Source organism: Caballeronia sp. INDeC2 (assembly GCF_023631325.1).
GTDB lineage: Bacteria > Pseudomonadota > Gammaproteobacteria > Burkholderiales > Burkholderiaceae > Caballeronia.
On the sequence record NZ_JALQDG010000011.1, the window covers coordinates 255,798 to 274,860 of the forward strand.

20 protein-coding genes are annotated in these 19,063 nt (G+C 64.2%); 5 read left to right on the forward strand and 15 right to left on the reverse strand.

The window, feature by feature from the left end; translation table 11 throughout:
- Positions 1–58: 58 nt before the first annotated feature.
- From rpoE to NCS28_RS09660, 10 genes are all read right to left on the reverse strand, one after another.
- A complete protein-coding gene (rpoE, locus tag NCS28_RS09615) occupies positions 59–658 on the reverse strand; it encodes an RNA polymerase sigma factor RpoE (RefSeq protein ID WP_035501673.1) in 600 nt (199 codons plus the stop codon).
- A 95-nt stretch (positions 659–753) separates the two neighbouring features.
- A complete protein-coding gene (locus NCS28_RS09620; RefSeq protein ID WP_250513604.1) occupies positions 754–1,206 on the reverse strand; it encodes a protein YgfX in 453 nt (150 codons plus the stop codon).
- 47 nt (positions 1,207–1,253) lie between these two features.
- The gene (gene fabF / locus NCS28_RS09625) at positions 1,254–2,492 is read right to left on the reverse strand and encodes a beta-ketoacyl-ACP synthase II (RefSeq protein ID WP_250513605.1); all 1,239 of its coding nucleotides are present in this window, start codon (positions 2,490–2,492) and stop codon (positions 1,254–1,256) included.
- Positions 2,493–2,635: 143 nt separating this feature from the next.
- Positions 2,636–2,875: an acyl carrier protein gene (gene acpP, locus NCS28_RS09630; protein ID WP_004197638.1), complete on the reverse strand. Its 240-nt coding sequence runs from the start codon at positions 2,873–2,875 to the stop codon at positions 2,636–2,638.
- Between the two features lie 248 nt (positions 2,876–3,123).
- Positions 3,124–3,864, reverse strand: coding sequence for a 3-oxoacyl-ACP reductase FabG (gene fabG, locus NCS28_RS09635; RefSeq protein ID WP_250513606.1), 741 nt, complete (start codon positions 3,862–3,864; stop codon positions 3,124–3,126).
- 11 nt (positions 3,865–3,875) lie between these two features.
- A complete protein-coding gene (gene fabD, locus NCS28_RS09640; protein ID WP_250513607.1) occupies positions 3,876–4,808 on the reverse strand; it encodes an ACP S-malonyltransferase in 933 nt (310 codons plus the stop codon).
- 130 nt (positions 4,809–4,938) lie between these two features.
- Positions 4,939–5,928 carry a beta-ketoacyl-ACP synthase III gene (locus NCS28_RS09645; RefSeq protein WP_250513608.1) on the reverse strand — a complete coding sequence of 330 codons (990 nt, stop codon included), beginning with the start codon at positions 5,926–5,928 and terminating at the stop codon, positions 4,939–4,941.
- Entirely contained in the window at positions 5,928–7,100 is a 1,173-nt protein-coding gene (plsX, locus tag NCS28_RS09650; protein WP_250513609.1) for a phosphate acyltransferase PlsX, read from the reverse strand. Before plsX ends, NCS28_RS09645 begins: the two co-directional genes overlap by 1 nt.
- 138 nt (positions 7,101–7,238) lie before the next feature.
- Positions 7,239–7,418 carry a 50S ribosomal protein L32 gene (rpmF, locus tag NCS28_RS09655; RefSeq protein WP_035501683.1) on the reverse strand — a complete coding sequence of 60 codons (180 nt, stop codon included), beginning with the start codon at positions 7,416–7,418 and terminating at the stop codon, positions 7,239–7,241.
- A gap of 119 nt (positions 7,419–7,537) precedes the next feature.
- Complete coding sequence (locus NCS28_RS09660; RefSeq protein ID WP_250513610.1) at positions 7,538–8,161, reverse strand: DUF177 domain-containing protein; 624 nt, start codon at positions 8,159–8,161, stop codon at positions 7,538–7,540.
- Between the two features lie 315 nt (positions 8,162–8,476).
- Here NCS28_RS09660 and NCS28_RS09665 point away from each other — a divergent pair, with 315 nt between their 5' ends.
- Positions 8,477–9,094 (forward strand): Maf-like protein, encoded by a 618-nt coding sequence (locus tag NCS28_RS09665; RefSeq protein WP_250513611.1) that lies wholly within the window; start codon positions 8,477–8,479, stop codon positions 9,092–9,094.
- Positions 9,091–9,810 carry an SAM-dependent methyltransferase gene (locus tag NCS28_RS09670; RefSeq protein WP_250513612.1) on the forward strand — a complete coding sequence of 240 codons (720 nt, stop codon included), beginning with the start codon at positions 9,091–9,093 and terminating at the stop codon, positions 9,808–9,810. Before NCS28_RS09665 ends, NCS28_RS09670 begins: the two co-directional genes overlap by 4 nt.
- On the opposite strand, the gene NCS28_RS09675 is transcribed toward NCS28_RS09670, so the two are convergent.
- From NCS28_RS09675 to NCS28_RS09695, 5 genes are read right to left on the reverse strand one after another with little or no spacing between them, the layout of a single operon-like run.
- Positions 9,811–10,773: a S49 family peptidase gene (locus tag NCS28_RS09675; RefSeq protein ID WP_250513613.1), complete on the reverse strand. Its 963-nt coding sequence runs from the start codon at positions 10,771–10,773 to the stop codon at positions 9,811–9,813.
- A 25-nt stretch (positions 10,774–10,798) separates the two neighbouring features.
- Positions 10,799–11,185, reverse strand: coding sequence for a Rieske (2Fe-2S) protein (locus NCS28_RS09680; RefSeq protein ID WP_250513614.1), 387 nt, complete (start codon positions 11,183–11,185; stop codon positions 10,799–10,801).
- Positions 11,182–11,841 carry an HAD-IA family hydrolase gene (locus tag NCS28_RS09685; RefSeq protein WP_250513615.1) on the reverse strand — a complete coding sequence of 220 codons (660 nt, stop codon included), beginning with the start codon at positions 11,839–11,841 and terminating at the stop codon, positions 11,182–11,184. Before NCS28_RS09685 ends, NCS28_RS09680 begins: the two co-directional genes overlap by 4 nt.
- Complete coding sequence (gene rluC / locus NCS28_RS09690) at positions 11,842–12,840, reverse strand: 23S rRNA pseudouridine(955/2504/2580) synthase RluC (protein WP_250513616.1); 999 nt, start codon at positions 12,838–12,840, stop codon at positions 11,842–11,844.
- The gene (locus NCS28_RS09695) at positions 12,833–13,270 is read right to left on the reverse strand and encodes a hypothetical protein (RefSeq protein ID WP_250513617.1); all 438 of its coding nucleotides are present in this window, start codon (positions 13,268–13,270) and stop codon (positions 12,833–12,835) included. The genes rluC and NCS28_RS09695 overlap by 8 nt, the downstream gene beginning before the upstream one ends.
- Before the next feature lie 453 nt (positions 13,271–13,723).
- On the opposite strand from NCS28_RS09695, the gene NCS28_RS09700 reads away from it, so the two are divergent.
- The 3 genes from NCS28_RS09700 to mobA all read left to right on the forward strand — a co-directional run bounded on the left by NCS28_RS09700 (position 13,724) and on the right by mobA (position 18,986).
- Positions 13,724–17,026, forward strand: a complete 3,303-nt coding sequence (locus tag NCS28_RS09700; RefSeq protein WP_250513618.1) for an Rne/Rng family ribonuclease — start codon at positions 13,724–13,726, stop codon at positions 17,024–17,026.
- 216 nt (positions 17,027–17,242) lie between these two features.
- Entirely contained in the window at positions 17,243–18,349 is a 1,107-nt protein-coding gene (moaA, locus tag NCS28_RS09705; protein WP_250513619.1) for a GTP 3',8-cyclase MoaA, read from the forward strand.
- An 82-nt stretch (positions 18,350–18,431) separates the two neighbouring features.
- Entirely contained in the window at positions 18,432–18,986 is a 555-nt protein-coding gene (gene mobA, locus NCS28_RS09710) for a molybdenum cofactor guanylyltransferase MobA (RefSeq protein ID WP_250513620.1), read from the forward strand.
- The last annotated feature ends 77 nt before the right edge of the window (positions 18,987–19,063 follow it).

Here is a 19,063-nt window from a genome sequence, read left to right on the forward strand (position 1 = left end):
ACCCCGTTGTGACACCACCAACCAAGATATCGCGTCCCTGCCCCTAGGATTTCGCCGCCTACCAGCGCTTGCCTTCGGGAGTGTCCAACAACGGACGCAATTTTGCCGCAATGGCTTCGCGAGCACGAAAAATTCTCGATCTGACGGTGCCGATCGGGCAATCCATCATTTCGGCGATTTCCTCGTAGCTCAAACCTTCAATTTCCCTGAGCGTGATGGCGGTGCGCAATTCCTCCGGCAACAGCGCCATCGCAGCATTGACCGTTTCCGCGATCTGCTTGCTCATCAACATCGACTCGGGCGTGTTGATATCCCTTAGTTGGTCCGCGTCGGAGAAAGTTTCCGCTTCTTCCGCATCGGCCTCGGTAGAAGTGGGAGCGCGGCGGCCCTGTGTTGCAAGGTAGTTCTTTGCGGTGTTGACGGCAATCCGGTAGAGCCAGGTATAGAACGCCGATTCGCCCCGAAATTGCGGCAGCGCGCGGTAGGCCTTGATGAAGGCGTCCTGGGCGACGTCCTCGACCTCGGCGGGGTCGCGCACGAGGCGCGAGATCAGTCGAATGATCTTGCGGTGGTATTTGGCGACCAGCAGTTCGAACGCGGCCTTGTCACCCTTCTGGACACGCTCGACCAGCAATTGGTCGATTTCTTTTTCGCTCACCAGTGAAATCCGTTTAACTTGGGGTGTTGCGCGGAGGGCTATTGTAGCGTTACCGCCTGTAAGGCAACCGGTACGCTCATGCGCCGTTACAGTCGTTACAGGTGGGAAGCGGCGGCGCGGCGCGCCTGCACTGAGAGTTGCCGGAAGGTGCCCGCATCGACGGAATCGGCTGCGAGGACGAGTGTTTCGCGCCGCTCGCGCGCGTCCAGAAGCGTCAGCACGAGGCACTGTCCGCTCCACTGCGCGTATCTGACGATACGCGTATGCCGCACCGCCCCTGTCCGGCTTTGGATTGTGATGCCGTCCGACAGCACGCCGATGGCAGAAGGCTGAGCCCGCGTCCATCGATACGACGCGAGCGCAAGCACCGCCAATGTCGCCGCGCACGCGACGGACGCGTGCCCGGCGTGTTCCGCATGCGCGAAAACACACCGAAACACCGACGCGCCCACGACGCCTGCGAACCCGAGCATCGCGCCCAGCAGAAAACGCGACGGCCGCATCGCGATGCCCGGCGTCGAGCCGGTTTCTCGATGCGGCCGATCCATGCACGCGCTCGCCATATCGATCCCCCGTGACGACGAGCGCGCCGTGCTCAGTGACGCTTGAAGACGAGCGAGCCGTTCGTGCCGCCGAAGCCGAACGAGTTCTTCACCGCCACGTCGATCTTCATTTCCCGTGCCGTGTTCGCGCAGTAGTCCAGGTCGCACTTCGGATCCTGGTTGAAGATGTTGATGGTCGGCGGCGACACCTGATTGTGGATCGCCAGCACGGTGAACACCGACTCCAGCCCGCCCGCGCCGCCCAGCAGGTGGCCGGTCATCGACTTGGTGGAGTTCACGACGACTTTCTTCGCCTGATCGCCGAGTGCGCGCGTGATGCCGATCGTTTCCGCGATGTCGCCGAGCGGCGTCGAGGTGCCGTGCGCGTTGACGTAGTTCACTTCATCCGCGTTGATGCGCGCGTTTTTCATCGCGTTGACCATTGCACGGCGGCCGCCGTCGCCGTCTTCCGGCGGCGCGGTCATGTGATACGCGTCGCCGCTCATGCCGTAGCCGAGCACCTCTGCGTAGATCTTCGCGCCGCGCTTTTTCGCGTGCTCGTACTCTTCGAGCACCATCACGCCGGCGCCCTCGCCGAGCACGAAGCCGTCGCGGTCGGTGTCCCACGGACGGCTCGCCGTCGCGGGATCGTCGTTGCGCTGCGAGAGCGCGCGCGCCGCCGCGAAGCCGCCAATGCCGAGCGGAGAAACCGTGGCTTCCGCGCCGCCGGCGATCATGACGTCCGCGTCGCCGTATTCGATCAGGCGCGACGCCTCGCCGATGCAATGCAGGCCGGTGGTGCAGGCGGTGACCATCGACAGATTCGGACCCTTCAGGCCGAAGCGGATGGACAGATGCCCGGAGATCATGTTGATGATCGATGCGGGCACGAAGAACGGCGAAATGCGGCGCGGACCGCGATTGAGCAGCTCGGTCTGCGTGATTTCGATCATCGGCAGACCGCCGATGCCCGAGCCGACCACGACGCCCACGCGCTCCGAATTTTCATCGGTGATCTCGAGGCCGCTGTCCTGCATGGCCTGAACGCCCGCTGCGAAGCCGTAATGGATGAAGGTATCCATATGGCGCGCCTCTTTGGCGGGCATGTAGTCTTCAATGTTGAAGTCCTTCACCTCGCCGGCGAAACGCGTGGAGAAGTTCGTTGCATCGAACTTCGTGATATTGGCGATGCCCGACTTGCCCGCGACCAGATTGGCCCAGCCGTCGGCAACAGTATTGCCGACAGGCGAAACGAGCCCCAGGCCTGTAACAACAACTCGACGACGGCTCACGGTAACCCCTTATCCATAGAATGACGAAAAACAAAAGCCACAGCGGCCACAGGAAACCGCCCTGTGTGCCCTGTGGCTGTCAAATCGGTTTGCAGCGACGATGCATCGACTGATTGAGCGATGAGTCGCTGGCGCGTCCGGCCTCAGGCCTTGACGTTCGCGCGAGCGTAATCGATCGCTTGCTGGACCGTGGTGATCTTTTCGGCCTCTTCATCGGGAATTTCCATGCCGAATTCGTCTTCCAGAGCCATGACGAGTTCGACCGTATCGAGCGAGTCAGCGCCCAGATCGTTCACGAACGAAGCTTCGTTCTTGATTTCGGCTTCCGCCACGCCCAGTTGTTCGGCGACGATCTTCTTCACGCGCTGTTCGATGTTGTCCATGCAGCCCTCCGAGGGAAAAAGTTCAAAAATACGAGTGCGCGCATTTTATCAGGTTTGGACCCGCAAAATACGGCGCGTCAGTTCCATGCTCCATCGTCCGGCGCCCTTCATCAAGAGGGCTGCTGGCGACTTTGCATCAAATTTTCACTGTCGCGCTGAAGCGGTGCGCGCGAAGCTCTTTTGAGCATTTCGCGCGCCCGTCCCGGCGCGGATATTAAGCGAAATTCCGCGAAATGCCTATTAAGGCCTTACATGTACATGCCGCCGTTCACGTGCAGCGTCGTGCCGGTGATGTAACCGGCAAGCGGCGATGCCAGGAACGCCACAGCATGCGCGATATCTTCCGGCGCCCCCAGTCGGCCAAGCGGGATAGACGCCGTGAGCGCGGTGCGCTGCTCTTCCGGCAGCACCTTGGTCATGTCCGTGTCGATGAAACCCGGCGCGACGCAGTTCACGGTGATGCCGCGGCTGCCGATTTCACGCGCGAGCGCGCGCGTCATGCCCGCGACGCCGGCCTTAGCCGCCGCGTAGTTGGCCTGACCCGGATTGCCCGAGGAACCCACCACCGACGTGATGTTGATGATCCGCCCGCCGCGCGCCTTCATCATCGGGCGCAGCACCGCGCGCGACAGACGGAAGACCGCGCGCAGGTTCGTGTCGATGACGGCGTCGAATTCGTCGTCTTTCATGCGCATCGCGAGTTGATCCTTCGTGATGCCCGCATTGTTGACGAGCACGTTCAGCGCGCCGAATTCCTTCACGATGCCGTCGATGAACGCGTCCGCCGCGGCTGCGTCGTTCACGTTCAGCACCGCGCCACGGCCCTTGCCGCCCGCTTGCTGCAACGCTTCGCTGATGCCGGCCGCGCCGCTTTCGCTAGTCGCCGTGCCGATGACCGTCGCGCCCTGCTTCGCGAGTTCGAGCGCGATCGCGCGTCCGATGCCGCGCGATGCGCCCGTGACGATTGCTACTTGATTCTGGAGACTCATGTCGTTGTTCCTCAGCCAGCGATCAGTTTGCGCGTTTCCTCGAGCGAGGCCGGATCGAAGATCGAGCCGCCGACGAGATTGCCGTCGATACGCTTCGTCAGACCCGCGAGCACCTTGCCGGGACCGCATTCGAGGACGTGCGTGACGCCTTCTCTCGCCATCGCCTGAACGCATTCGACCCAGCGCACCGGACCGGCGGCCTGACGCACGAGCGCGTCCTTGATCGCGGCGGGATCGGAAACGATCGCGACATCGACGTTATTGATCAGCGGAATCTGCGGCGCCTTGATTTCGACGTTCGCAAGATAGTCGCGCAACTGGTCAGACGCGGGCTTCAGCAACGACGAATGGAACGGCGCCGACACCGGCAGCGGCAGCGCGCGTTTCGCGCCCTTTGCCTTGGCCACTTCGCACGCCTTCTCGACGGCCGCCTTGGCACCCGCGATCACGACCTGCGCGGGCGCGTTGAAGTTCACCGCTTCGACGACACCCGCCGACGACGCCTCCGCGCACACCGCGCGCACGGTGTCGTCATCGAGACCGAGGATCGCGGCCATGCCGCCTTCGCCTACCGGCACGGCGCTTTGCATCGCCTGCGCGCGAAAGCGCACGAGCGGCACGGCGTCCGCGAATGCGAGCGCGCCCGCCACGACGAGCGCCGTATATTCGCCGAGACTGTGACCCGCGACGAGCGCCGGCCTCAGACCCGTTTCCTTCTCCCAGACGCGATAGATCGCGTAGGCCGCCGTCAGCATGACGGGCTGCGTGTTCGTCGTCAGGTTCAATTCTTCGGCGGGGCCTTCGGCGATCAGCTTGCCGAGATCCTGGCCGAGCGCGTCGGATGCCTGCTGCACCGTCTCGCGCACGATGGCGTGATCGGCGAATGCGTTGAGCATGCCGATCGACTGCGAGCCCTGTCCGGGGAAAACGAACGCAAATTTCATATCGTCCTCGTTGATTGGAATGATCCGCGATGTCGTCGGTGTCTGTGCACGCGCCACGCGCGCATGCGGCGCGCGGCGGCTATCGTGACGAGGGGATCAGTTGCGAATAAGTAGAGGGAATCGATGAAGATCAGTAGCGGATGACCGACGCGCCCCACGTGAAGCCGCCGCCCACGCCTTCGATGAGCACGTTGTCACCGCGCTGGATGCGGCCGTCGCGCACCGCGACGTCGAACGCGAGCGGAATCGATGCCGCCGACGTGTTGCCATGCTCGCCGACCGTCACGACCATGCGCTCGGGCGGCAGATGCAGCTTGCGGCAAGTGCTTTGCATGATGCGGATATTGGCCTGATGCGGGATCAGCCAGTCGATGTCTTCCGGCGCGAGCTTCGCCTTGTCAAGCGCTTCGAGCGCGACCTTTTCGAGCACGTTGACCGCGAGCTTGAACACGGCCTGACCGTCCATATGCAGGAACGCGCTGCCTTCAACCACGCCGCCGTTCACGTTGCCCGGCGTGCAGAGAATGTCGGAATAGCTGCCGTCCGCGTGCAGCGCGCTCGACAGCACGCCCGGCTCCTCGGACGCTTGCAGCACGACCGCGCCGGCGCCGTCGCCGAACAGCACGCACGTGGTGCGATCGTTGAAATCGAGGATGCGCGAGAACGTCTCCGCGCCGACGACGAGCGCGGTGCGGTTCATGCCGCTGCGAATGAAACTGTCGGCGGTCGCGACACCGTATGCGAAACCGGAACACACGGCTTGTACGTCGAAGGCCGCGCCGTTGTTCTTGATGCCCAGCTTGTTTTGCAGCAGGCAGGCAGTGCTCGGGAACACGAAGTCCGGTGTGGACGTTGCGACGATGATCAGGTCGATCGACTGAGGATCGATGCCCGCCGCTTCGATCGCCTTCTGCGACGCGACGAGCGCGAGATCGCTGGTAGTCTGGTTCGGAGCCGCAAAGTGACGCGCGTGAATGCCGGTGCGCGCGACGATCCATTCGTCATTCGTCTCGACGCCCTGCTTCGCGAGACGGTCCGCCAAGTCCTGATTCGTGACGCGCTCGGACGGCAGGTAACTGCCGGTGCCCAGCACGCGAGAGTAAAGATTGGATTGAGCCATTATGCCTTCGAATGTAGCGCAGTACCGGACTCGCCCGGCGGGTTCGGCTGCGAGTTGGGCCGTGAGTCGAGCTGTGTATCCAGCTGTGAAGCAGGCGGTTGGATCGATTGATCCGCCGCGGCCGTCGCACTGGACGCGGGAGCGCTCGCGTCGGCCTCGCGCGCGGCGGGCGCATTCTCTTCCATCGCGCGCACCAGACGTTCGAGCACGCCATTTTTGACGGCATCATACCCGCGTTTGATAGCCCACTCAAACCCGAAGGCCTCGGCCGAACCGTGACTCTTGATGACGAGCCCGCGCAGGCCGAGCAACGCCGCGCCGTTATATTGCGCGGGATCGACACGCTTCTTGAAACGCTTGAGCACGGGCAGCGCGACGAGCGCCATCGCCTTGGAGGCGAACGAGCGGCTGAACTCTTCCTTGATGATGTCGGCCAGCATCTTGGCGAGACCTTCGGAGGTCTTCAGCGCGACATTGCCGACGAAGCCGTCGCACACGACGACATCGGTCGTGCCTTTATAGATGTCGTTTCCTTCGACGTTGCCGTAGAAGTTGAGCGTGCTCGCCCGCAGAAGCTCGCCCGCGCGCTTGATCGTTTCGTTGCCCTTGATGACTTCTTCGCCGATGTTGAGCAGGCCGATGGTGGGCCGCTCGCGCCCTTCGATCGCCGATACGAGCGCGTGGCCCATTTCCGCGAATTGCAGCAGATGTTCGGGTTCGCAATCGACGTTGGCGCCGAGGTCGAGCACGGTGGTGTAGCCCTTCTGGCTCGGCATCGCGAACGCGATCGCGGGACGCTCGATACCGGCGAGCGTCTTCAGCACATAGCGGGAAACCGCCATGAGCGCGCCGGTGTTGCCAGCGGAAATGCAGGTCTGCGCCTCGCCTTCTTTCACGAGATTGAGCGCGACGCGCATCGACGAATCTTTCTTCTTGCGCAGCGCGACTTCGACCGGATCGTCCATCGCGACGACTTCGCTTGCGGGAACGACGGTCAGGCGCGGCTCGTCGAGAGCCTTCGACTTTTTCAGCTGGGCGAGGATGGACTGCTCGAGACCGACGAGCATCAGATGCGCGTCGGGATGCGAGCGCACGAAATTGACGGCAGCGGGAACGGTCACGGCCGGACCGTGGTCGCCTCCCATGCAGTCGATGGTTATCTTTACAGTCATGGAATGCGACGAATTTCGGGCACAAAAAAGCGGCAGTGAAATGCCGCCTTCTCGTCGTACCGGGAAAGTGTCAAGAGCGAGTGGCGCCCGCGAGCCCGCGGAAGGGTTCCGACGGGCGCATCAGGCGTCGACGAACGCTTAGTCGTTCTTCGTCTTGATGACTTTCTTGCCACGATAGTAGCCGTTCGGGCTCACGTGGTGGCGCAGATGCACTTCACCCGTGCTCGGCTCGACAGCCAGCGGAGCCGTCGTGAGGAAGTCGTGGGAACGGTGCATGCCGCGCTTCGACGGCGACTTCTTGTTTTGCTGAACTGCCATGATTACTCCAGAAAAATTTTGCGAATTCTAACACAGCCCGATCCGCCGACAGCCCTCGGCCGTTCGGCCATCGGGTGCGCACATCGCGCTACCAGTTTGTTGCGTGCTACGAAACCATCTCAGTGCTTCTTGTCGTCGGAGCCGCCCTGCTTCAGCTTCTCCAGCACGGCAAAAGGATTCGGCTTGTCGTCCGCTTCCTGCGCACCGCTTTCATCCAACTCGTCGTCCGCATCGCCCGGGAGCAAACTTTCGTGGATCTCGGGACACACGCTGTGCTTGGGCACGAGCGGCAAGGACAACAACAATTCCTCTTCGATCAAGTCGACGAGATCGAACTGGCGCGAGCCTACGATCACTTCGACTTCATCGTCGTCGAGCGGAAATTCGTCCGCTTCTTCTTCCGTCGCCACGATCCGATACGTTGCATCGACATCGAGATGTTGCGAATACGGCTGAAGGCAGCGCTGACACGTGAGCCACACCGAGCCGTGCACCGCGAGGCGCAGATAAGGCTGCGGCGCCTCCGTGCCGTCGTCCTGCAGTTCCGGCTGGGTCGAGCCCTCGCCCTGCCAGGTGAACACGGTGTCGCGGTCTGGCGCTTCCGCCGGCACTTCGGCTAACATGCGCGGCATCTGCGACAAGCGCAGCGCGCCGGCCGCCTGTCTGCCGCTTTTGGCGAAGTCGTAAATGTCGAGCGCGCGCAGATCGGCGGGGCTCACAGGTTTGCCAGGATTCTGAGTCATGTGCGCTCCTGCTTGGCCTTGCTTGGTTAGTGCTACCGGTGAGTGCCCAGTATGCACCGCGATGCTACACCGGGGCACGCGTGGCTTGCCCGAATTTGCATCGAGCCGACATTCGTGCTTCTTTACCTGCTTCTTAACCTGCTTCTTTAACGTGCTTTCTGGCAGACCGGCCTCATCGGCGTCGAGGAGACAGGTTCGTCGCGCAAGTACCGATGAAAAGCCCAAAATCATATCGGCTTTATTCTTTCGAGTCAAATACTTAAGGGCGGCTTTGTCGTCCGCCGTTTTTATACCTATTTTTGCCGGATTCGCTCCATGTCCGAAGCTTCAAAACCTCCGCCGCGCCTGATTCTGGCGTCAAGTTCACCTTATCGGCGCGAGTTGCTCGCGCGCCTGCGCGTTCCTTTCGACGTCGTCTCGCCCGATATCGACGAGGCGCCGCTCGACGGCGAGACGCCCGAGGCGACCGCCGTGCGGCTGTCGATCGCGAAGGCGCGTGCCGCGGCCGGGCGCATCGATGACCACGCGGGCGCGCTCGTGATCGGCTCCGATCAGGTCGCGACCTTCGACGGCAAGCAGATCGGCAAGCCCGGCACGCATGAAAAAGCCGTCGCGCAGCTCCAGGCGATGCGTGGCCGCAGCGTCGAATTCCACAGCGCGCTGTGCCTCTTCGACAGCCGCACGGGCGACGTGCAATCCGCCGGCATCGTCACGCGCGTGCGGTTTCGCCGCTATTCGGACGCGCAGATAGAAACCTATTTACGCGCCGAAACGCCGTACGACTGCGCCGGCAGCGCGAAAGCGGAAGGCCTGGGCATTGCGCTGCTGGAAGCCATCGATTCGAACGATCCGACTGCGCTCATCGGCTTGCCGCTGATCGCGCTCACCGGCATGCTGATGAAGGCCGGATACCCGGTTCTGGGGGTCGCATGAGCGGCGTTCTCTATCTGATCCCGAACACGCTCGGCGAAGGGGACGCCGACGCCCTCGCGCACGTCCTGCCCGAGCCCGTGCGCGCGCAAGCGGCTGCGCTCGCGTATTACATCGGAGAAAACGCGAAAACGACGCGCGCGTTTCTAAAGAAAGTGAGCACGGAGCGGCCGATTCAGGAAATCGAAGTGCGCGAGTTGAATGTCAACACGCCGCCCGCTGAGATCGACAAACTGCTGGCGCCGATTCTCGCCGGCACCGACGCGGGTCTCGTCTCCGAAGCCGGCTGCCCCGCCGTGGCCGATCCGGGCGCGCTGCTCGTGCGGCGCGCGCATCAGCGCGGCGTGAAAGTGGTGCCGTTCGTCGGTCCGAGTTCGATTCTGCTCGCGTTGATGGCGTCGGGCATGAACGGGCAGAGCTTCGCGTTCAACGGTTACCTGCCGGTCGACGCCGGCGAGCGCGGCAAGCGGCTGCGCGAGCTGGAACAGTTATCGCGCAAGGCCAATCAGACGCAGATTTTCATCGAGACGCCCTACCGGAACCGCGCGATGCTCGACACGCTGATCGCGACCTGCGCGCCATCGACGCTGATCTGCGTCGCGGTCGATCTGACATTGCCGGGCGAAACCATCGTCACCCGCACCGCGTCCGACTGGAAGAAACAGACCGCGCCGGAGCTTCACAAGCGTCCGGCGATTTTCCTGCTGCTCGCGTCCTGATCAGCGCAACTGGGGCTTGCCGCCGAGCGTGAGCGCGCGCATGGCGGCATCGCCGACCGATGCGCCAAAGCGCCTCACGACACGCTCGCTAATGCTCTCCTTCTGCGTGTAGTCGACGATATCCGGCTGCTTGATGACCTCGCGCGCCACGTAGCTGGCGTCGCCGAAACCATCCGCGAGACCGAGCTCGACGCTCTTCTCGCCCGTCCAGAACATGCCGGAGAAGAGCTCCGGATCGTCCTTCAGACGCTTTCCGCGGCCTAGCTTCACCGCGTCGATGAATTGCGTGTGGATCTGATCGAGCATCTCCTGCGCGTGCGCGTTCATCGCGGGCGTTTCCGGCGAGAACGGGTCGAACGCGCCCTTGTTCGCGCCCGACGTGTGCATGCGGCGCTGGATGCCGAGCTTGTCCATCAGGCCGGTGAAGCCGAATCCGTCCATCAGCACGCCGATCGAACCGACGATGCTCGCCCGATCGACGTAAATCTTGTCCGCCGCCGCCGCGACGTAATAGCCGCCAGACGCGCACATGTCGTCGACGACCACGTACAGCGGCGTCTTCGGATATTTCGCGCGCAGCCGCCGGATCTCGCCGTTGATGATGCCCGCCTGCACCGGACTGCCGCCCGGGCTGTTGATGCGCAGGATCACGCCCGCCGTGTTCTCGTCCTCGAACGCGCTTTGCAGCGCCCCGTCGATGTTGTCGGCGCTCGCGTCGCTGTTTGCGGAGATCTCGCCTTGCAGATCGACGAGCGCCGTGTGCTTGCCGGCTTTCGCAACGCGATCGCCGGTGAAATCGAACACGCCCCACGCGATCAGCGCGATCACGCCGAGGAACACGAAGCGAAAGAAGATGCGCCAGCGCCGGGCTGCGCGCTGCTCGCGGATGGCGGCCAGCGCGATGCGTTCGAGCGCGTCGCGCTCCCAATTGTCGTTGCCGCGCGGCGGAAGGTTGTCGGACATGCGTTATGGATGGGTGAGAAGGGAATCAGGCGGGGCGTAAGGCGTCGTCGGGCAGCCAGAAGACCGCGCGGCCTTCCGGCGTATCGCGTTCCTCGACCGTCACGGGCCGCAGGCGCGCGCCGCGGCACGGACCGCCGACGCATTTTCCGGTGTCGGGCTCGTAGATCGCCCCGTGTGTCGCGCACATCAAGTATAGGCCCGAGCTTTCGAAGAACTGGCCCTCGTTCCAGTCGAGCTCCATCGGCACGTGCGCGCAGCGGTTCAGATAGCCGTGCGGCTTGCCGTCGTAGCGCACGAAGAAAACGACGGCGTCGCCGCTCGCCTCCGTCGCCGGAACGCGCACGCCCGCGCCGCCATCGACGAGTTCTTCCGATGCGCACACCCGCACCGCGTCGCGCACAGGCTCCGTCATGCGTGCTCCCGCAGCCAGCCCGCCAGCGACGCAATGCTGTCGGCGCAAAACTGCGGCTTGAGCGCCGCGAGCGAATCCGCCGGATGCGCGCCATAGCCCACGCCGATGCCCGCCGCGCCCGCGTTGATCGCCATCTGCAAATCGTGCGTGGTGTCGCCGATCATCGCCGTGCGCCCAAGATCCTGGCCGAGTTCGCGCGTAAGCTCGTGAAGCATCGCGGGATGCGGCTTCGAGAACGTTTCATCGGCGCAGCGCGTGCCGTCGAAGAGGCTCGTGAGCCGCGATTCGTCGAGCGCGCGATTCAGTCCGACGCGGCTCTTGCCCGTCGCGACGCCGAGGAAATAGCCGAGATCGCGCAGTTCCTGCAGCAACTCGCGCACGCCGTCGAAGAGCTCGGTCTTCTGGCCCATCGTCAGGAAATGGAAGCGATAACGCTCGGCAAGGCGCGGATAGTCGGACGGATCGAGCGTCGGCGCGCAAATCTGCAGCGCGTCCTTCAGGCCCAGGCCGATCACGTAGCTCGCGGACTCGTCGGCGGGAACCGGCAGTCCGAGATCGCGGCACGCCGCCTGAATGCTGCGCGTGATGTGGGCGGTCGAATCCATCAGCGTGCCGTCCCAGTCGAAAACGATCAGATCAAATTGCTGCCGCGCCATTTACGGTGTCTCTCGGTTTTTTAGCTGCTCGATGAACCGCTTGCATTCGGCGGGCAGCGGCGCTTCGAACTGCAAAGGCTCGCCCGTCACCGGATGGGTGATTTTCAGACGATATGCGTGCAAAAACATGCGTTTCAGCGACGGTTTCGCGTTCGAACGGGCCAGGTCCTTGTTCAGGGCGAAATCGCCGTACTTGGCGTCGCCCGCGATCGGCAAGCCGATGCTCGCCATATGCACGCGGATCTGATGCGTGCGCCCCGTCTTCAGTTCCGCCTCGACCCACGCGTAATCGCGCCAGCGCTCGATCAGATTGAAGACCGTGTGCGACGGCAGCCCGTTCTCCTGAATGCGCACGCGCCGCTCGCCGTCCGCCGCGACGTACTTGTGCAGCGGCGCCTTCACGATGCGCCGGCGGCCCCAATCGCTCTGCCAGTCGCCGTGCCCGAGCGCGTAATAGCGCTTGTCGACGCGATTCTCACGGATCTGCTCGTGCAGGTTCACGAGCGCGGCGCGTTTCTTCGCGAGCATCAGCACGCCGGAAGTCTCGCGATCCAGACGATGCACCAGTTCGAGGAATTTCGCGTGCGGGCGCGCATTGCGCAATTGCTCGATCACGCCGAACGCAACGCCGCTGCCGCCATGCACCGCGACGCCACACGGTTTGTCGATGACGATCAGATGGTCGTCCTCGAACAGGATCGGGAACTCGGCTGCCGGCGCATTCGACGACACCGGCGCCTCGTCCTGCTGCGCCGTGCGGATCGGCGGCACGCGCACGAGATCGCCTAGTTCGAGCCGGTATGCCGCGTCGATGCGCCCCTTGTTCACGCGCACTTCCCCGCTGCGGAGAATGCGGTAAATATGGCTTTTGGGCACGCCCTTGCAGACGCGCAGCAAAAAGTTGTCGATGCGCTGACCGGCGGCGGTTTCGTCGACTTCGATCATCGACACATGCTCGCTTGCGACCTGTTTATGGGATGTTTTGCCTAACTCATTCATTCTGAATATAATTTGCGAGCAGTCTGAAAAGGTCGACGCTTAGGATCAAGCAACGGCCGAGATTGATCAGACTGTACAGGTGCAAGCGATAAACCATCATTTTACTTGCGCCCAAGGTCGGTTGCTCACCCGGAAAGTCGAGAGCAGCGAGTTGCACGCACGGCGATATCACCGGCAGGGACGGAGCCCACAGGCGCGTTCGGTCGAGTCGATCGCCGACGGTAACGGATTTTTGGTCAAAAAGAATTTTATCGGCGAGAAGCGACGGCGCCCGGTTGGCAAAACCGGATGCCAGCCTGGATCGACCCTGCCATCGAGCGGGAGAAACAGGCAAATCGACGCTCGCCGGTTTTGCGAACAACTGCCGGCGAAAACCGCTGCTGCGCTGATTTCTGCGAAGCGCGGCGACGCCGCAAACGAGGCGAGACACACGGCCGCGCCGACGGGAGCAATCGGGCCCTCGGCCGCGCCGGCGCGGCATGGCAGCAAGGAAGATCGGTTACGAAGCATCGCGCTGGTTTTAGCGCGAGACCGCTCGCCCCGCAGCCGCCGTTGGGAGGAATCAGGCTCTTCGCAAGAGCGCGGGTCGGTTCGGCGCGTCCATTTTGAGACGCGGAGCCGCAGCGCCGCCGTTCATCCTCGCCGCGCGACGCATCGGCCGCCTCGCAGTGACTTCGCATGCGCCCCACGGCGCGGCCGCCCCGTTCGGGCGCCGCAGCCCGCTTTCGGCAATTCTCCCGCCAGAAGTCCCGCTCCAGCGTGCTTTGTGACAACACACAAAAAAGCGTGGCACGCCCACCCTCCCGCTTCGCGCGCGTGACGTTTCCGTCACCGACGCCGATTCGCACGACGAGGAAGGACGGAGCCGCTCTGGAGCCGTTTCATGAAACGCATGCTGTTTAACGCGACGCAGCAAGAAGAATTGCGCGTCGCCATCGTCGATGGGCAGAAGCTCATCGACATTGATATCGAAACCGCCGGGCGCGAACAGCGCAAAGGCAATATCTACAAGGGAGTCGTCACCCGCATCGAGCCGTCGCTCGAAGCCTGCTTCGTCAACTACGGCGAGGACCGCCACGGCTTTCTGCCGTTCAAGGAAGTCGCCCGCCAGTATTTCCGCGACGGCGTCGAGATGCGCTCCGCGCGCATCCAGGACGCGCTGCGCGAAGGCCAGGAACTCATCGTTCAGGTCGAGAAGGAAGAGCGCGGCAACAAGGGCGCGGCGCTGACCACGTTCATTTCGCTGGCCGGCCGCTATCTCGTCCTGATGCCGAACAACCCGCGCGGCGGCGGCGTGTCGCGCCGGATCGAGGGCGACGAGCGGCAGGAACTGCGCGAAACCATGGCGCAGCTCGAATTGCCGGAAGGCATGAGCATCATCGCGCGCACGGCCGGCATCGGCCGTTCGGCCGAAGAGCTCCAGTGGGACCTGAACTACCTGATGCAACTCTGGCGGGCAATCGAAGCCGCGTCGCAGAGCGGCGTCGCCGGCCAGCCGATGCTCATTTATCTCGAATCGAGCCTCGTGATCCGCGCGATCCGCGATTACTTCCAGCCGGACATCGGCGAAATCCTCATCGACACGACCGAAATCCATGATCAGGCGCGCGCCTTCATGGACATCGTGATGCCCGACAACCTCTCGAAGGTGAAGCGCTATCACGACGACGTGCCGCTCTTCTCGCGCTTCCAGATCGAGCATCAGATTGAAACGGCGTACTCGCGCACGGTGCCGCTGCCCTCGGGCGGCGCGATCGTGATCGATCACACCGAGGCGCTCGTCGCCATCGACGTGAACTCGGCGCGCGCGACCAAGGGCGCGGACATCGAGGAAACCGCGACGCGCACCAATCTCGAAGCCGCCGACGAAGTCGCGCGTCAGTTGCGTCTGCGCGATCTGGGCGGCCTGATCGTGATCGACTTCATCGACATGGAGTCGGCGAAGAGCCAGCGCGAAGTCGAGCAGCGCCTGAAAGACGCGTTGAAGCATGACCGCGCGCGCGTACAAATGGGCAAGATTTCGCGCTTCGGCCTGATGGAGCTGTCGCGTCAGCGTCTGCGCCCGGCGCTGTCCGAAGGCAGCCATGTGACCTGCCCGCGCTGCAACGGCACGGGTCATATCCGCGATACCGAATCGTCCGCGCTGCAAGTGCTGCGGATCATTCAGGAAGAAGCGATGAAGGAAAACACCGCGGCGATCCATTGCCAGGTGCCGGTCGAGGTGACCGCCTTCCTGCTGAACGAGAAGCGCTCGGAAATCAACAAGATCGAGTCGCGCTTCAAGGTCAACGTCGTCCTGATTCCGAACAAGCATCTCGAAACGCCGCACTACAAGCTGGAACGTCTGCGTCACGACGATGCGCGCCTCGACGAACCGCGCGCGTCGTGGAAGATGGCCGTCGAAGCAGCGACCGAACTGGAGTCGGAAACCGGCTACAGCAAACGCACCGAAGAAGTGAAACCGAAGCAGGAAGCGGCGGTGAAGGGCATCACGCCCGAAAAGCCGGCGCCGAGCGCACCGGTCAAACCCGCGCCCGTCGAGGCCGCGCCCGTGCAGGTGCCCGTGCCGGCGAGCGGCGGTTTCATCGCGTGGATCAAGAATCTGTTCGGCATCCAGCCTCAGGCGCAGCCCGCTCCGGCGCCGGTCGAGACTCAGCCGGCCACGCGCGCTCCACGTGAACGCGGCGAGCGCACGGGCGGTGGCGATCGCAATCGCAACCGTCGTGGCGGCAGTGGCGCCGGGCGTGAAGGCGCCGCGGCAGGCGCTGCGACGAGTGGCAACGGTGCGGGCCGGCAGGGCGCGCGTCGCGAAGATCGCGAGGCGCGCGGCGGCCGTGATGGACGTGATGGACGTGAAGGTCGTGAACTGCGCGAAGTCCGCGAGCCGCGCGAGGCTCGTGAACCGCGTGAGGCACGCGAAACCCGTGAGCCGCGTGAAGCACGTGAGCCGCGCGAAGGCCGTGATCGCAACGCGGAACGCACCGCCCGTCCGGAAGCGGCCGAGCGTCAGGAGCGCCGCGAGCGTCCTGACCGTGGCGAGCGCGCGGAACGTGGTGAACGTACCGATCGTGGCGAGCGCACCGATCGCGCGGAACGTGGCGAGCGCCGCAAGCCGCAACCGGAAGCCGCCGTCGAGGCGCTGACGCAGGGCGAAACCGTGCCGTCGGAGATCGTCGAAGCGGCGCAAGCCGATGTCGATGCGCAACAGGCCGGCATCGACGCCGCCGAACAGGCAGCCGCACGCGAGGGTGAAGAGCGCCGCCGCCGTCGCCGTGGCCGTCGTGGCGGTCGCCGCGAGCGCGACGAGGACGGCATGACGGTGAATCACGCAGCCGACGTCGCCGAGGCGGAAGGTTCAGCCGAAAACGTCTCCGCGCAAGCCGGCGTATTCGACGCTGAAGCCGCGCAGGAAGCAGCCGCGCGCCACGAAAGCCGCCCCGCCGCGCCGCAACCGGTTGAGCAGGCAATCGAGCAACCGGTCGCTCAGCCGGTCGAAGCGAAGGCGAAACCGCAAGAGCAAGCGCCTGTCGCAGCCGAAGAAGCGCCGGTTGCCAAGGCCGCCGAAGCCGAGCCGTTCGAGTCGAAGGTGCAGCCGACCGAACCGGCCACGTTCGATGTCTTCGCGAAACCCGCTTCCGCGACGGCAATCGAGAATCCGTTCGGACCGTCGCCGAAGGTTGCCGAGACGACGAAGGCCGATCCGTTCGCGCCCGCCGCGATCGAGGAGCCGAAGCTTGTCGAAGCGGCCAAGCCCGTCGAAACGGCGCCGACGGCCGTCGCGCCGGTAGCGGCCGAACCCGCCGAAGTCGCCGAGCCGGTGAAAACCGCCGCGGTCGCACCGACGCCGGAGGCAACGATCGTCGAACCGGTGAAGCCGGTCGAGAGCACGGAAGCCCAGACGCCGGAGGCCGAACAAGCGCCGGTCGCCGTGGCAGTCGAGCCGGTGAAGTCCGCCGCGCCGGCCGCGACCTCGACCTCGACGCCGATCGCCGTCGAAACGCTCGAGCCGATGTTGGAGCGCGCCGGTCTCGTCTGGGTCAACACCGACGAAGGCAAGCTGCGCGACGCGAACGCCGCCGCCGCGCGCGAGCCGGCCGCCGAGCGCGTACCGCGCGAGCGCAAGCCGCTCCCGCCGGCCGACACCACGCCTATGCAGCAAGTGGAAACCGGCAAGCAGGCCCACTGAACGCGCTCGCGCAAGCCGGTTCGCTTCGGTGAACCGGCAGAAGCACAAAACGCCATCGATTCCGGTCGATGGCGTTTTTTTATCGCCGACCACCGCAAACCGCGGGAAAACCGCGACTTGGGGTCGATGCGTGTTATGCCCCGGTTCCGCTAAAATGGGTCCTCGTCACCCTCATTCGAACAAGGCCGCAGCGGCCAAGCCGAGCCCCGAATCATCATGTCCCGACGCATCATTCCTCTCGCCGATGTCACCGCGATTCCGGATTTCTCCGGCGTGGCGACGTCGCCGTCCGGGCTGCTCACGGACACGCTCGCGCGCCCGCTGCGCGATTTGCGCATCTCGGTGACAGACCGCTGCAACTTCCGCTGCGTGTACTGCATGCCGCGCGATGTGTTCGACAAGGATTACCAGTTCCTTCCGCACGCCGCCCTGCTCTCGTTCGAGGAGATCGAGCGGCTCGCGCGTCTGTTTGTCGCGCATGGCGTCGAAAAGATTCGGCTGACGGGCGGCGAGCCGCTTCTGCGCAAGAACATCGAATTCCTGATCGAGCGGCTCGCGCTGCTGCGCACGCCGGAAGGCCGTCCGCTCGACCTGACGCTGACCACGAACGGCTCGCTGCTCGCGCGCAAGGCCCGGTCGCTGAGAGACGCGGGTCTGTCGCGCGTCACGGTGAGCCTCGACGCGCTCGACGACGAACTCTTTCGCCGCATGAACGACGCCGATTTCGCGGTCGCCGACGTGCTGAACGGCATCGAAACGGCGCAGGCCGCCGGGCTCGAGCCGATCAAGGTGAACATGGTCGTGAAGCGCGGCACGAACGATCAGGAAATCGTGCCGATGGCGCGCCATTTCAAAGGCAGCGGCACGGTTCTGCGCTTCATCGAATACATGGACGTTGGTGCGTCGAACGGCTGGAACATGAGCGAAGTGCTACCGTCGGCGCAAGTGGTCGAGCGTATCGACGCACATTTCCCGCTCGAACCGCTCGAAGCGCATACCGCCGCCGAAACGGCGCAGCGCTGGGGCTATCGCGACGGCAGCGGCGAAATCGGCGTGATTTCCAGCGTCACACGCGCCTTTTGCGACTCGTGCACGCGCGCGCGGCTTTCGACCGAAGGCAAGCTCTATCTGTGTCTCTTCGCGGTGTCGGGCCACGACCTGCGCGGGCTGATCCGCAGCGGCGCGAGCGACGATGACGTCGCGACGGCCATCGCGCGCATCTGGGAAGCGCGCGGCGACCGCTACTCGCAGTTGCGTGGCAGCGCATCGGCGCCGTCGCACGACGATGCGCGTCGCGTCGAGATGTCGTACATCGGCGGCTGAGCGCGGCGGATCGCTCGTGCCGAACCTTCACATCGATTCGAATGTCACCGCGCTCGTGCTTGCGGGCGGGCGCGGCTCGCGCATGGGCGGCGTCGATAAAGGCATGCAGCCATTTTGCGGCGAGCCGCTCGCGTTGCATGTCATGCGGCGCATCGCGCCTCAGGCTAGCGCGCTTCTGATCAGCGCGAACCGTTCCATCGAAGGCTACGAGCGGCTGGGCGCGGCGTTCGGCGCGCGCGTCATTCCGGACGCGCGGGCGGATTATCCCGGACCGCTCGCCGGCATCGCCGCCGCACTGCGCGCCGCGACCACCGAATACGTGCTGAGCGCGCCTTGCGATGCCCCTTTCGTCGACGAGCATATCGGAGCGGCGTTGATGCAGGCGCTCGAGACCCATGGCGGCGACATTGCGTACGCCGCAACCGTCGATGCATCCGGACATGTCATGGCGCACCCGGTTTTCGCACTTCTGCGCACCTCGCTCGCCGACGATCTCGACGCCTGGCTCGACCGCGGAGAGCGCAAAGTCCGCGCGTGGTACGCACGCCACAAGCCAGTGGAAGTCCGATTTGCCGATGAACGCGCGTTTTACAATATCAATGATTTACAGCAGCTGGCGGAGCTGGAACGCCGCTGACTCTCACGTCCGCCATTGCGGCAATCCGCGTTCGGGCGTTCAACCACCGCGCGGCCTCGTGGCTGCTTCTTCGCCGG